The organism is Pseudomonas putida, assembly GCF_022627325.1.
GTDB classification, from domain to species: domain Bacteria; phylum Pseudomonadota; class Gammaproteobacteria; order Pseudomonadales; family Pseudomonadaceae; genus Aquipseudomonas; species Aquipseudomonas putida_X.
Genome location: NZ_JAETZZ010000001.1, coordinates 24,726 through 37,846, shown reverse-complemented (window position 1 = coordinate 37,846; position 13,121 = coordinate 24,726). Strand labels below are relative to the sequence as shown.

Genomic DNA, 13,121 nt, shown 5'->3' with positions numbered 1-13,121 from the left:
TCTCGAAGTTTCAAGCGAATAGGTCAGTTCCTGCGGTTAGAATAGCCGCCACACCCAGCTGGATGCGACCCGACATGACTGACTTGACGCTCTATCATAACCCGCGCTGCTCAAAATCCCGCGGCGCACTGGAACTGCTCGAACAACGCGGGCTGGCGCCGACCATCGTTCGTTACCTCGAAACCCCGCCCGACGCCGCCACCCTCAAGGCTCTGCTTGGCAAACTGGGCATCGGCCCACGCCAGCTGCTGCGCACCGGTGAAGACGAATACAAGGCATTGGACCTGGCCAACCCGGCCTTGAGCGATGCACAACTGATCGACGCCATGGCCCAGCACCCTAAGCTCATCGAGCGCCCGATCCTGGTTGCCGGTGACAAGGCGGTGATCGGCCGACCACCAGAGAACGTGCTGGAGATCCTGCCGTGAGCGCGCCCTATATCCTGGTGCTGTACTACAGCCGACACGGCTCGACCAGCGAAATGGCCCGGCATATCGCCCGCGGTATCGAGCTGGCCGGCATGGAAGCGCGCCTGCGCACGGTGCCGGCGATTTCCACCGAGTGCGAGGCCGTGGCGCCAGACATTCCGGCCAGCGGCGCGCTGTACGCCACCTTGGACGACTTGCGCCATTGCGCTGGCTTGGTGCTGGGCAGCCCGACCCGCTTCGGCAACATGGCCGCACCACTCAAGTACTTCCTCGATGGCACCAGCAGCTTGTGGCTGGGGGGTGAACTGGTCGGCAAGCCGGCCGGCGTGTTCACCTCCACCGCCAGCCTGCACGGCGGCCAGGAAACCACCCTGCTGTCGATGATGCTGCCGCTGATGCACCACGGCATGCTGGTGATGGGCCTGCCCTACAGCGAATCGGCGCTGCTCGAAACCCGCGGCGGCGGCACGCCTTACGGCGCCAGCCACCATGCCGGCGCAGACGGCAAACGTGAGCTGGATCAACACGAGATCACCCTGTGCCGCGCGCTGGGCCAACGCCTGGCAACCACGGCCAAGGCCCTGGAGGCCTCGCGTGGCTAAGCAGCCAAAGGTGTTGCCACCACTGGAGTGGCTGGCACCGCGCCTGCGCCTCACACGCGCTGTGAGCCTGGCGTTTTTTCTTGGCCTGATCGCATTGCTGGTGGCGAACAACCTGTGGTTCGCCAACCTGCACGGGGCGCGGGTAGAAGTGATCCTGGCGATCGAGCTTGTGCCGCTGCTGTTGCTGCTGCCCGGCATGCTGCTGGGCAGCGCCCGGGCGCATGCCTGGACCTGCTTTGTGGTGAATATCTATTTCATCAAAGGGGTGCTGGCGGCGTTCGACCCGTCGCGGGCAGTGTTCGGCTGGGTCGAGGTGCTGCTGAGCCTGGGGCTGTTCATCAGCGGGTTGCTGTTCGTGCGCTGGAAATTCCAGCATGAACGGCGCATGGCGGGTGAAGGCAGTTGAATCCGCAGGGCTGCTGTTGCAGCCCCGGTTTTTTCAATGGTTGACGGTATGTGCCAGCATCACCGACAACTGGCACAGCGGCCGCCCGCTCTCGGCATGCCACTGGTTGAATGCCTGCTGCACCAGCGCCAGGTCGCGCTGGCTGGTCGGCTGCTTGTCGATCACCTTCTGGGCAATCAACGCAGCGGCCATGTCATCGGTGGGGATGAACGTATCCTTGCCGACCATGCGCAAAAACCGCGGCGCTGACAACCCGCCCAACTGATTGCCATGCTTGGCCAGATACTTCCACAACCCGACGATATCGGTCACCGGCCAATCGGCGACGAACGCACCAAAGCTGCCCTTCTCCCTGGCCACATCAAGGATCATCTGTGCATTGCGCGGCACGCTCTTGAGCTTGCCCAGGTGGCGGATGATGCGCTCGTCCTGCATCAACCGCTCCAGGTGCTCTGCGCCCATCAGTACGACCTTCTCCGGGTCGAAACCGAAGAACACCTGCTCGAATGCCGGCCATTTTGCATCGACCAGGCTGTGCTTGAGCCCTGCGCGGAACACGCGCAAGGCCAAGGTCGACAGGTAGCGGTCGTTGCTGATGTCGCGCAGCTGCGCCGGGGTGCGCGGCTGCGGCAGGAAGGCCTCCAGGGCCTGGGCCGAGCCGAAGCGGTTCAGGCAGTACTCATGCAACCACTGGTAATCGCGCATGGATCAGATGTTCAGTACATCGAGGAAACGCGGGGTGGCGCTTTCGTCGATCTTGAGGCTGGTGAAGTCGAACAGGTTGCGGTCGGCCAACTGCGACGGGGCGACGTTCTGCAGGGCGCGGAAGATGCTCTCGGTACGGCCCGGGTGTTTGCGCTCCCACTCCACCAGCATGTCCTTGACCACCTGGCGCTGCAGGTTCTCCTGCGAACCGCACAGGTTGCACGGGATGATCGGGAATTCCTTCATGTCCGAGTAGGCCTGGATGTCCTTCTCGCTGCAGTACGCCAGCGGGCGGATCACCACGTTACGGCCGTCGTCGGCACGCAGCTTGGGCGGCATGCCCTTGAGCGAACCGTTGAAGAACATGTTGAGGAAGAAGGTCTCGACGATGTCGTCGCGATGGTGCCCAAGCGCCATCTTGGTTGCGCCGATTTCGTCAGCGAAGGTGTACAGGGTGCCACGGCGCAAGCGCGAGCACAGCGAGCAAGTGGTCTTGCCCTCTGGCACCAGCTCCTTGACGACCGAGTAGGTGTCCTTCTCGACGATGTGGTACTCGACGCCCAGCGCTTTCAGGTAGGCCGGCAGCACATGCTCGGGGAAGCCCGGCTGCTTCTGGTCCATGTTCACCGCGACGATCTGGAACGTGATCGGTGCCACCTTCTGCAGGTGCAACAGAACGTCGAGCATGGTGTAGCTGTCCTTGCCGCCGGACAGGCAGACCATGACCTTGTCGCCATCCTCGATCATGTTGTAGTCGGTGATGGCTTCGCCGGCGAGACGACGCAGGCGTTTTTGCAGTTTGTTCTGGTTGACCGAGAGGGTGCCCATAGCGCTTGGATCCGCGAGGTGTGACAAAAGCCGGCTATTTTACGCACAAACTACGCGCACCTGTAGGGATTCCGATAAAGACTTCAAGGGAATCAGCAGGCGGCCTTACAGCGCGATTTGCTCTAAAAAGCACAGTTTGTGCGGGTAACGGCTTCCTATACTGCGACATAAGGCCACATTACCGCTTCCATCGGTGCCCTGGCCTCGGGCCGCTTGCGCTCCATCTGGGGGGCGATTGGCAACAACGAGAGGAGTGACCGGCATGATTCATCACGTTGTGGGGCTGTTTACCCACCCCGATCAGGAGTGGCGGGAGATACGCGGGGAAGAAGAAAGCATCAGCCACATGTACCTGACGCACACGCTGATACTGGCGGCGATACCCGCCGTTTCGGCATTCATCGGCACTACCCAGGTCGGCTGGGTGATCGGCGACCGGCCAGCGGTGATGCTGACGATGGAAAGCGCTTTATGGATGAGCATCATGTCCTACCTGGCGATGCTCGCCGGGGTTGCGGTCATGGGCGCGTTCATTCACTGGATGGCACGCACCTATGACGCCAGCCCGTCCATGGCGCAATGCATCGCCTTTGCCACCTACACCGCCACACCGCTGTTCCTCGGCGGCCTGGCAGCGCTTTACCCGCACCTGTGGCTGGGCATGCTGGTGGGTACCGCGGCCATTTGTTACACCGTCTACCTGCTGTACGTCGGCTTGCCGACATTCATGAACATACCGACCGATGAAGGCTTCCTGTTCTCCAGCTCGGTGCTGGCAGTGGGCCTGGTGGTACTGGTAGCGATCATGGCTGCGACCGTGATCATCTGGGGACTGGGCGTGGGGCCCGTCTATACCAACTAGCTTCGAAAACACATAGATCCAACACTGGGGCATCAAACCGGAAGCCGCCGCAAGGCGACTTCCGGCTGTCTGCTGACCGGTGGCTCGGCAGGCTGCCACTGCTTGCGGCATAATGCCCGGTCAGGAGAATTACCCCGCCATGCCCGAGCTGCTCAAACAACGCGTCGAAACCTGTTACCAGCAAGCCGAAACCTTTTTCAAGCGCCCCTTCCCGCGCCCGGAAGTCAGCTTCAAGCTGCGCGGCCAGAAAGCGGGCGTCGCCCACCTGCACGAAAACCTGTTGCGCTTCAACCTGCAGCTGTACCGCGAAAACCAGGAAGATTTCCTGCGCCAGACCGTGGCCCATGAAGTGGCGCACCTGGTGGCTCACCAACTGTTCGGCGACCGCATTCAGGCCCATGGCGAAGAGTGGCAACTGATCATGCGCGGGGTGTATGAACTGCCGCCCAATCGTTGCCACAATTATGAGGTGCGCCGGCGTGTGGCGACCCGCTACATCTACCGCTGCCCGTGCCCGCAGAGCGATTTCCCGTTCACGGCACAGCGGCACAAGTTGGTGCATCAGGGGCGGCGCTACCTGTGCAGGCGGTGTAAAGAAGTCCTGATCTACAGTGGCGAGACGCGGGTTGAATAAACCGGCCTATCGCCGGCAAGCCAGCTCCCGCAGATACTGCGCTGGCGTCATAGCAAAAACGAGAAAGGCGACCCGAGGGTCGCCTTTCTCATGACGGCATCACACTCAACGAACCGGGACTTCAGCAACGCCCAGGTCATCGGTCGGGGTGTTCAGCTCGAGCGGCGCGCCACCCGAAGCCAGCTCCGATGCCAGCTTGTCGTCGTCCATTTCCTTGACCCACTTGGCCACCACCACGGTAGCGACGGCGTTGCCCACCAGGTTGGTCAGGGCGCGGGCTTCGGACATGAAGCGGTCGATGCCAAGGATCAGCGCGAGGCCGGCAACCGGCAGGTGGCCGACAGCCGACAGGGTCGCGGCGAGCACGATGAAGCCAGAGCCAGTAACACCGGCAGCCCCTTTGGACGCTACCAGCAGCACCAACAGCAGGGTGATCTGGTGAGTGATGTCCATGGTGGTGTCGGTGGCTTGAGCGATGAACACCGCGGCCATGGTCAGGTAGATCGAGGTGCCGTCCAGGTTGAAGGAATAACCGGTCGGGATCACCAGGCCAACCACCGACTTCTTGGCACCCAGGCGCTCCATCTTGGCCAGCATGCGTGGCAGCGCAGATTCCGAGGACGAGGTACCCAGTACGATCAGCAGTTCTTCACGGATGTAGCGGATCAGCTTGAGCACGCTGAAGCCGTGGGCGCGGCAGATACCGCCCAGCACGACCAGCACGAACAACAGGCAGGTGATGTAGAAGCAGGCCATCAGGTAGCCCAGCTGTACCAGCGAGCCAACGCCGTACTGGCCGATGGTGAAGGCCATGGCACCGAAGGCACCGACCGGAGCCAGTTTCATGATCATGTTGATGATGTTGAACATGACATGGGCGAAGCGGTCGATCAGGTCCAGCAGCGGTTTGCCGTAACTGCCCAGACGGTGCAGGGCAAAGCCGAAGATCACCGAGAACATCAGCACCTGCAGGATATCGCCGTTGGCGAAGGCACCTACCACGGTGTTAGGGATGATGTTGAGCAGGAAGCCAACGGTCGTCTGCTGAGCACCGGCGGCGGCGTAGGCGGCCACGCTGCTGGCGTTCAGAGTGCTGACGTCGATGTGCATACCAGCGCCTGGTTTGACCACGTTGACGACGACAAGGCCGATGATCAGGGCGATGGTGGAAACGATCTCGAAGTACAGAAGTGCGTAGCCGCCGGTCTTGCCGACCGACTTCATGCTCTGCATGCCAGCAATGCCGCTGACCACGGTACAGAAGATGATGGGCGCGATGACCATCTTGATCAGTTTGACGAAACCATCACCCAACGGTTTGAGGGCGACGCCGGTTTCCGGGTAGAAGTGGCCGAGCAGGATGCCGATGGTGATGGCAACGATCACCTGGACATACAGGGATTTGTACAGCGGCTGACGTGTCGTCATGGCTAAATTTCCTCAAGTGTGCCGGCTTCATCCTTCCCAGGATGTCAGGGCACCTGAATCGCTAACCCTCCTGCACCCGGAGGGATTTGTCGTTGTGTTCGAGCTGCCTGGGCAGGCCTCTGCCAAGTCAGATAGCAAGGGCGATGCCAAAACGCCCACGAAGGGTGCAAAGGCCGTATTTGCTAGCGGGAAATGCCCAACGACAGGGCGAATTGCCTGAAGAAAGATGGCGGATTTCCGCCCGATGGCGGGATTTGTACAGGTACCCTGGCGGGAATCCGCCCGCAGGCGATGGGGCATCCTGTGCCTGAACGTCAATCCAGGTAGAAGGTGACCCGCAATGCCGCTCCGCCCAACGGCGAGTCGTCCAGGCTCAATTCAGCGTCGTAGCTGTCGACGATATCTTTGACCACTGCAAGGCCGATTCCCTGCCCGGGATGCTGCCGGTCCAGCCGCTCGCCCCGTTCGAGAATCCGCTCCCGCTGATCGGCCGGTACACCCGGCCCGTCATCGTCGATGCTCAAGGTCAGCCGCCCAGGCGCCTCCTGCAGGCTCACCCGCACCTGCCCCAGGCACAGGCGGAAGGCGTTTTCCAAGAGGTTGCCCAACAGCTCCAGCAGCGCGCCCTGCTCCATCGGCACCTGTGCCTGCGCCGGCACTTCGAGCAGCACTTCGACGCGCTTGTCGCGGTACACCTTGGCCAGGGTGCTGCACAGGCTGTCCAGCACCGGAAGCAACTGCACGCTGTGGCGCACCAGGCCACTCTTGCGCAGGCTGGCGCGCTGCAACTGGTAGTCGATCTGCTGGCTCATGCGTTCGATCTGGCTCTGCAGCACCCGCGCCTGCTCACGCTCACCCGCGCGCTGCTGCATGCTCTCGCCCACGCCCTGCAGCACCGCCAGCGGCGTCTTGAGGCTGTGCGCCAGGTCCCCCAGCGAGTCGCGATAACGCTGGCGCTGTTCCCGCTCACTGCGCAGCAGACGGTTGAGCGAGCCGGTCAGGCGCAGCAGCTCACGGGGGTGCTCGGCACTTAGCCCGTCGCGGGCACCCGCCTCCACCTCATCCAGCTCGCGGCTCAGCCGCCTCAGGGAACGCAGGCCCCAGGTCAGGCCGGCCCAAAGCAATACCAGCAACGCCAGCGAGGCCGCACCAAAGCCCAGGTAGAGCTTTTCACGCAGGCCATCGAGGGTTCGCTGGTACTCACGCACCGGCTGCAGGGCGACGATGCTATAGGCGGCGCTCTGGCCACCCAGCAGCTTTATTTCGACGTCGTAGACAAAGAATTCCTCACCGTCATCCTGGTGCATGCGGGCGAACTCATTACCGCGTCCATCGTAGCGCGGCTGGTAGTTGATGTGCTGGTCGGCCGTGGCCCGGGAGCGCCAGACCAGCTTGCCTTCGCGGTCGAAGATGTAACCGAGCAAACCGGTATACGGCAGGTTGTAACGCTCGTCCGGCAGCAGTGCGGGCATCTGCAACTGGCCATGCTCGATGCGCGCCGAAGAAATCAGCGTGGTCACATCCGACGCCAGGCGCTGCTCGATCGATTCCTGCAAGGCCAGGCTGAAGGCCTTCTGCAGCGCGGGCAGCAGCGCCAGCATGAACAGCACCGCCAGCACCGCTGCCGCGAGCATCAAGCGCACCCGCAGCGAACGAATCATCGGCAGCGCTCGGTGAACAGGTAGCCCAGGCCACGCACCGTGTCGATCGGTTTGAACCCGCGCTCACCTTCGAGCTTGCGACGCAAACGGCCGATCAGCACTTCGATGACGTTGGGGTCACGCTCCTCGTCGCCTGGATACAGCTGTTCCATCAGGCGCTCCTTGGCCACCACCTGCTGGTGATGACGCATCAGATATTCAAGGATGCGGTACTCGTAGGCGGTCAGCGCCAGCGGCTGCTCGTCAAGGGTCGCCTGCTTGCGGTTGAGGTCCAGCAGCAAGGGCCCTGCGGCGATGGTCGACTGGGTGAAGCCGCTGGAGCGGCGCAGCAGGGCATTGAGGCGTGCTTCAAGCTCTTCGAACTGGAAGGGCTTGACCAGGTAATCATCGGCACCGGCGGCCAGGCCTTCGACCTTGTCCTGCCAGTTGCCCCGGGCGGTGAGAATCAGAATGGGAAAGGTCTTGGCCTGGGCGCGCAGGCGGCCGATCAGTTCCAGGCCGCTGATGCCGGGCAGGCCGAGGTCGATCACGGCCAGGTCGAAGTGAAATTGCTCGGCCTGGTACAGCGCTTCTTCGGCGTCAGCCACGGCCTGGACCACATGGCCGCTTTCGCTCAGGCGGGTATGGAGGTGGTGCCTTAGCAGGGCTTCGTCCTCGACCACCAGCAGTTTCATGTGACGCTCCTTCCTATGTTGGCTGTACCGGCCTCATCGCCGGTAGGCCGGCTCCCGCACTCAATAGCAGTGGGGAACTCGGCTTGCAGACGATGAGGCCAGTAGAGGATAACTCGACTCGGGCATCAGAACGTGTAGTTCGCCGACAGGTAAGTCTGAGCACTGCTGGTCAGGCGCAAGGTACCCTCTTTCGGCCCGCCGCTCGCCCCTACCTCGGTCGCCGCATTGGTACGCAGATAGCGGTAGCCCAGCTCAACCGAAGCCCGGTCGGTGATTTCCTGGATTACGCCGGCTTGCAGGCCCACTGCATAGCCATAGTCGGTATCACGGCTGGCCCCTGGCGAGTCCTGGGTCAGCTTGGTCATGCCCAGGCTGCCGCCACCGAACAGTTTGGTGGTGTCGCCTACCGGCAGGAACAGATCATAGCTGCCCAGCAGGTTCTCCTGGCGCAGCTTCAGGCCGCTGTGGTCGCCCGAGACGTTGTCGTAGGTCATGTAGTAGCGACCCTGGTCGTTGATCTTGCCCAGGCGCACGCCCCAGGTGTCATCCTTGCCGATGATGCCGTCGGCGTTCAGGTGGTCGGTGTTGCGTTGCAGCAGCCCAGACTTGCGGACCTTGTCGCTGGTCTGGCCGTAGGTCAGGCTGGCGAAATTGTCGTCGGCGGCCTGGGCGGTGGTCATGCCCGCTGCACAGACGGCCATGGCAGCAAGTAAGGTATTGAAGGTTTTCATGGCGTTGTACTCCAGTTGAATGCGCTGTTTCGGTCTGGAAGCTAGAGTAAGCAGAACGCCCTGAACCGCGGCTGAACCCTGGCTGAACCGGGGCTGAACGATACGTTTGCAAAACAAGGAGTAGTGAACATGCGTGCCCTGCTGGCTTTGACCCTGATGTGCAGCGCCGCGCTTGCCCAGGCGGCAGTAGTGACCCGAGAGATCCCCTACCAGGACGACGATGGCAACCGCCTGGTCGGCTACTACGCCTATGACGATGCACTGGAGGGCAAACGCCCAGGCATTGTCGTAGTGCATGAATGGTGGGGGCTCAACGATTACGCCAAGCGTCGTGCCCGTGACCTCGCGGCATTGGGCTACAAAGCGCTGGCCATCGACATGTACGGTGACGGCAAGCACACCGAGCACCCGCAGGATGCCCAGGCATTCATGGCCCAAGCGCTGAAGGACCCGGCTGCGGCAGCCGCGCGCTTCGACGCGGGCCTTGAACTGCTGAAAAAGCAGCCGAACGTCAACAAGCATCAACTGGGCGCCGTAGGTTACTGCTTCGGCGGCAAGGTGGTACTGGATGCGGCCCGGCGCGGCGAGAAACTGGACGGCGTGGTGAGCTTCCATGGTGCACTGGCTACCAAGACGCCGGCCAAGCCTGGTGTGGTCAGGGCCGACATCCTGGTGGAACACGGCGCGGCGGACAGCATGGTCACTGATGAACAGGTCGCCGCGTTCAAGGCCGAAATGGACGCGGCCAAGGTCAACTATCAGTTCGTCAGCATCCCCGGCGCCAAGCATGGCTTCACCAACCCGGATGCCGACCGCTTGAGCCACGGCGCCCATGGCGGGCCGGACATTGGTTACAACAAGGCTGCGGACGAGCGTTCATGGGCGGACATGCAGGCGTTCTTCAAGAAAGCGTTCGACTGACGATTGCCGGGCCGCTTCGCGGCCCATCTCCCACACAGCCACAGCGGCTGGCACAATACCGCCATGAACAGATTGCCTTCCTGCTGTGACCCGCTGCAGCACCACTGGCCCCTGCCCCGCCCGTTGCCCGGCGCGGTGCTGGTCAGCTGTGCCTTCGACCCCAACCGCCTGGCCGCCGACGACTTCCAGCGTGCCGGCATCGAACCCAGCCCCAGCCTGCAACGCTCGGTGGCCAAGCGTCAGGCCGAGTACCTGGCCGGCCGGGTGTGCGCGCGCGCCGCGCTGCAACGCCTGGATGGCCGTGACCATGTGCCCGGCACCCACGAAGACCGTTCGCCGATCTGGCCCACGGGCATCCACGGCTCGATCACCCACGGCAAAGGCTGGGCTGCGGCCGTGGTTGCAGCGCAAGGCAGTTGCCGTGGCCTGGGGCTGGACCAGGAAGCACTGCTGGACGACGAGCGAGCCGAACGGCTGATGGGCGAAATCCTCACCCCGGCAGAGCTTGAGCGCCTGGACCGCAGCCAGGTGGGCCTGGCGGTTACCCTGACCTTTTCACTCAAGGAAAGCCTGTTCAAGACCCTTTACCCACTGACCCACCAGCGCTTCTACTTCGAGCACGCCGAGATACTGCGATGGTCACCTGAAGGCCTTGCACGCCTGCGCCTGCTCATCGACCTGTCGCCCGAATGGCGCCATGGCGTCGAGCTGGAAGGCCAGTTCTGCGTGCAGGACGGTCATCTGCTCAGCCTGGTCAGCGTTTAAGCCTTACAGCGGCGCCTGCTCGCGTGGCCAGTTGAGGCTGAAGCAGGCACCGCCCAGCGCTTCACTTCGCCCTACCGTGGCCCGGCCGGCGTGCCAGTAGATGATGCGCCGCACGATCGACAGGCCCAGGCCATGCCCTCCCGAAGCCCGGGTACGGCTGTCGTCGAGCCGGGTGAACGGCGTGAAGATGCGGTCCCAGTAACCTTCGGGGATGCCCGGCCCGTCATCTTCGACTTCGATGCGGCAGCGCTGCTGGCCCAACTCATAGCTCAACCGCACCTCTGCCCGGGCATGGCGCAGGGCATTGCTGACCAGGTTCTGCAGCGCCCGATGCAGATAGCGCGGCTCGGCCTCGACCCAGGCCTCTTCGCCACCCTGAAGCTGACAGGCACCGCGCACCAGCCTGACTTCGGTATTGAGCGGGGCCAGTTCGTCGATCACCCGGTCCAGCAAGGCATCCAGGTCGACGCGCTGGAACTTCAGGGCCGGCGCGCCCTGCTCCAGGCGGGCGTAGGTCAGCATCTCGTCGACCAGCTTGTCCAGGTCCTGGATATCGCCGTCCATGCCCGCCAGGTGCTTGGCGCGGGCCTGATCGGTCGGCGCGCTTTCGATCATTTCCAGGCCAAAGCGCAAACGCGCCACGGGCGTGCGCAACTCATGGGACACCGCCCGCACCAGTTCGCGCTGCATGTTCAGCGAACGCTGCAGGTGTTCGGCCATGCCGTTGAACGCTGCCGCCAGGCGCCCGACCGAATCGGCATCGTCGGCCGGCACGCGGGTTTCCAGGCTGCCCTGGGCGATGCGCGTGGCGGCCATTTCCAGGCCCGAGACCCGCCGCTCCAACTGACGCACCAGCAAATAGACCACCAGGCCAATCAGGCACAGGCCGAGGAATGCGATCAGCACCAGCAATTGCGGCGGATAGGGGTTGAGCTGGTACAGCGGGCCAATTTCCAATACCCAGGGCGAGCCCGGCAAGCCTGCGAACACGCGGATCGAATCGCCATCCTTGCCCAGCGCCATGACCGTGTCGCCCTCCTCTACCCGGCGCCGCTGGTCATCGTCCAGGCCCACGCGCTCCAGGCGCTGCAGGGCAATACCAAAACCGAACCCCTTGCTCTGCTTGATCTGCGCCAGGCGCTGTTGCTGTTCGGTGACGGGGTAGCGCACCAGTTCATCGGCGAGCAAATAGAGCGTGGCCCGCGCCAACTGCTCGCTGACCTGCTTGACCTCGGCCACCAGCAGCAGGTCTTCCTGGCCCACCTTGCGCAGCACCTGTGCGGCGTGCGGGCCGGTCTTGTGCACCACCACCAAGGCGCGATTGAGCCGCGCGCGCTGGCCTCCATCAAGGGTGCGCGCTGACATCGGTTGCAAGTCCAGGGGCACACCCAACAAGCGCTCCCACATCAACAACGAGCGTTTGCGTTCGGTTTCATTCTGCTGGGCCAGGTTGTCTGCCATCAGGCTGAACGTGCCTTGGGCCAGACGCTCACGGTGCTGGGCGGCGCGCACCTCGTTGACCAGGTGCAGGCTGAGCACGCCGAGCAGGGCCACCAGCACCAGGACCGCGAGCATGCCGCCATAAATGCGCAGGAAGATCGAGTTGTTCATGGTGCATCGCCGACGAACAGGTAGCCCTTGCTGCGCAGGGTCTTGATAAGCCGGGGGTGGACAGGGTCATCACCGATCTTGGGGCGGATCTTGGAGATGCGCACGTCGATGGAGCGGTCCTGGCCGTCGTAACCGACACCGCGCAAGGCGGTGAAGATCTGCTCGCGCGACAGCACCCGCCCGGCGTTGCTGGCCAGCAGCCAGAGCAGATCGAACTCGGCACCGGTCAGTTCGATCAGCTGTTCGCCAAGCCAGGCTTCGCGCAGGCGATTGTCGATGCGCAGGGCGCCAAAGGCCAGCTCTTGGGTTTTGCCTTGTGCCGGCTCGCTGCGCCGCAGCAGGGCCTGGATGCGTGCCAACAGCAGGCGCGGGCGCACTGGCTTGCACACGTAATCATCAGCACCCAGGTCCAGGCCCTGGACCTGGTCGAGTTCATCGCTGCGGGCGGTGAGCATGAGGATGGGGCCTGCGTACTGGCCACGTACCCGGCGACAGATGCTCAGGCCATCTTCACCGGGCAGCATCAGGTCGAGGATGACCATGTCTGGCTGGCTGTCGACGATGCGCCGGGCGGCGCGCGCGCCATCGCCCTCCACTGCCACCTCGAAACCGTTGGCCTGCAGGTATTCAGCCGTGAGCTCGGCGAGGCGCTGGTCGTCTTCGACGATCAGGATGCGGGGTACGGGTTGGTCCATGGCGTTTGCCTTGATTGTTGTTTTTGCGTTGCCTGTGCCGGCGCCATCGCCGGCATCGCTGCCTTAACCAAAAGGCAACATCCCCTGCCGATACTACGTCCCGCACCCAGCACTGCCAACCTCACCCGAAACACCCCTGGACTGAAGCGTTTTTTGTGCTAGGGTTCGCG

Annotated in this window: 15 protein-coding genes; 7 read left to right on the top strand and 8 right to left on the bottom strand. The window is 63.2% G+C overall.

Annotated elements, in window-relative coordinates; all coding sequences use genetic code 11:
- Positions 1–74: 74 nt before the first annotated feature.
- From arsC to JNA92_RS00170, 3 genes are read left to right on the top strand one after another with little or no spacing between them, the layout of a single operon-like run.
- On the top strand, positions 75–428 hold the full coding sequence (arsC, locus tag JNA92_RS00180) for an arsenate reductase (glutaredoxin) (RefSeq protein WP_241802744.1): 354 nt from the start codon (positions 75–77) through the stop codon (positions 426–428).
- Positions 425–1,030, top strand: a complete 606-nt coding sequence (gene wrbA / locus JNA92_RS00175; protein ID WP_012313121.1) for an NAD(P)H:quinone oxidoreductase — start codon at positions 425–427, stop codon at positions 1,028–1,030. Before arsC ends, wrbA begins: the two co-directional genes overlap by 4 nt.
- The gene (locus tag JNA92_RS00170) at positions 1,023–1,436 is read left to right on the top strand and encodes a DUF2069 domain-containing protein (RefSeq protein WP_241802743.1); all 414 of its coding nucleotides are present in this window, start codon (positions 1,023–1,025) and stop codon (positions 1,434–1,436) included. The genes wrbA and JNA92_RS00170 overlap by 8 nt, the downstream gene beginning before the upstream one ends.
- Positions 1,437–1,469: 33 nt before the next feature.
- On the opposite strand, the gene JNA92_RS00165 is transcribed toward JNA92_RS00170, so the two are convergent.
- Both JNA92_RS00165 and ttcA read right to left on the bottom strand, forming a co-directional pair.
- Positions 1,470–2,141, bottom strand: a complete 672-nt coding sequence (locus JNA92_RS00165; protein WP_241802742.1) for a DNA-3-methyladenine glycosylase I — start codon at positions 2,139–2,141, stop codon at positions 1,470–1,472.
- A gap of 3 nt (positions 2,142–2,144) precedes the next feature.
- Positions 2,145–2,969 carry a tRNA 2-thiocytidine(32) synthetase TtcA gene (gene ttcA, locus JNA92_RS00160; protein WP_241802741.1) on the bottom strand — a complete coding sequence of 275 codons (825 nt, stop codon included), beginning with the start codon at positions 2,967–2,969 and terminating at the stop codon, positions 2,145–2,147.
- 262 nt (positions 2,970–3,231) lie between these two features.
- On the opposite strand from ttcA, the gene JNA92_RS00155 reads away from it, so the two are divergent.
- Both JNA92_RS00155 and JNA92_RS00150 read left to right on the top strand, forming a co-directional pair.
- Positions 3,232–3,831 carry a Yip1 family protein gene (locus JNA92_RS00155; RefSeq protein ID WP_241802740.1) on the top strand — a complete coding sequence of 200 codons (600 nt, stop codon included), beginning with the start codon at positions 3,232–3,234 and terminating at the stop codon, positions 3,829–3,831.
- Positions 3,832–3,970: 139 nt separating this feature from the next.
- Entirely contained in the window at positions 3,971–4,465 is a 495-nt protein-coding gene (locus JNA92_RS00150; protein WP_241802739.1) for a SprT family zinc-dependent metalloprotease, read from the top strand.
- Between the two features lie 105 nt (positions 4,466–4,570).
- Here the strand turns inward: JNA92_RS00150 and JNA92_RS00145 are convergent, their stop codons facing one another.
- From JNA92_RS00145 to JNA92_RS00130, 4 genes are all read right to left on the bottom strand, one after another.
- Complete coding sequence (locus tag JNA92_RS00145; protein ID WP_241802738.1) at positions 4,571–5,893, bottom strand: dicarboxylate/amino acid:cation symporter; 1,323 nt, start codon at positions 5,891–5,893, stop codon at positions 4,571–4,573.
- Positions 5,894–6,207: 314 nt separating this feature from the next.
- A complete protein-coding gene (locus JNA92_RS00140; protein WP_241802737.1) occupies positions 6,208–7,554 on the bottom strand; it encodes an ATP-binding protein in 1,347 nt (448 codons plus the stop codon).
- Positions 7,551–8,228: a response regulator gene (locus JNA92_RS00135; protein WP_241802736.1), complete on the bottom strand. Its 678-nt coding sequence runs from the start codon at positions 8,226–8,228 to the stop codon at positions 7,551–7,553. Before JNA92_RS00135 ends, JNA92_RS00140 begins: the two co-directional genes overlap by 4 nt.
- 125 nt (positions 8,229–8,353) lie before the next feature.
- A complete protein-coding gene (locus tag JNA92_RS00130) occupies positions 8,354–8,959 on the bottom strand; it encodes a porin family protein (RefSeq protein ID WP_241802735.1) in 606 nt (201 codons plus the stop codon).
- A gap of 129 nt (positions 8,960–9,088) precedes the next feature.
- Between JNA92_RS00130 and JNA92_RS00125 the strand changes: the two genes are divergently transcribed.
- Both JNA92_RS00125 and JNA92_RS00120 read left to right on the top strand, forming a co-directional pair.
- A complete protein-coding gene (locus JNA92_RS00125) occupies positions 9,089–9,880 on the top strand; it encodes a dienelactone hydrolase family protein (RefSeq protein ID WP_241802734.1) in 792 nt (263 codons plus the stop codon).
- Between the two features lie 63 nt (positions 9,881–9,943).
- The gene (locus tag JNA92_RS00120; protein ID WP_241802733.1) at positions 9,944–10,645 is read left to right on the top strand and encodes a 4'-phosphopantetheinyl transferase family protein; all 702 of its coding nucleotides are present in this window, start codon (positions 9,944–9,946) and stop codon (positions 10,643–10,645) included.
- Positions 10,646–10,648: 3 nt separating this feature from the next.
- Here the strand turns inward: JNA92_RS00120 and JNA92_RS00115 are convergent, their stop codons facing one another.
- Together JNA92_RS00115 and JNA92_RS00110 are read right to left on the bottom strand one after the other, a co-directional pair.
- Entirely contained in the window at positions 10,649–12,256 is a 1,608-nt protein-coding gene (locus tag JNA92_RS00115; RefSeq protein ID WP_241802732.1) for an ATP-binding protein, read from the bottom strand.
- A complete protein-coding gene (locus tag JNA92_RS00110) occupies positions 12,253–12,951 on the bottom strand; it encodes a response regulator transcription factor (RefSeq protein ID WP_241802731.1) in 699 nt (232 codons plus the stop codon). Before JNA92_RS00110 ends, JNA92_RS00115 begins: the two co-directional genes overlap by 4 nt.
- Positions 12,952–13,121 lie beyond the last annotated feature (170 nt).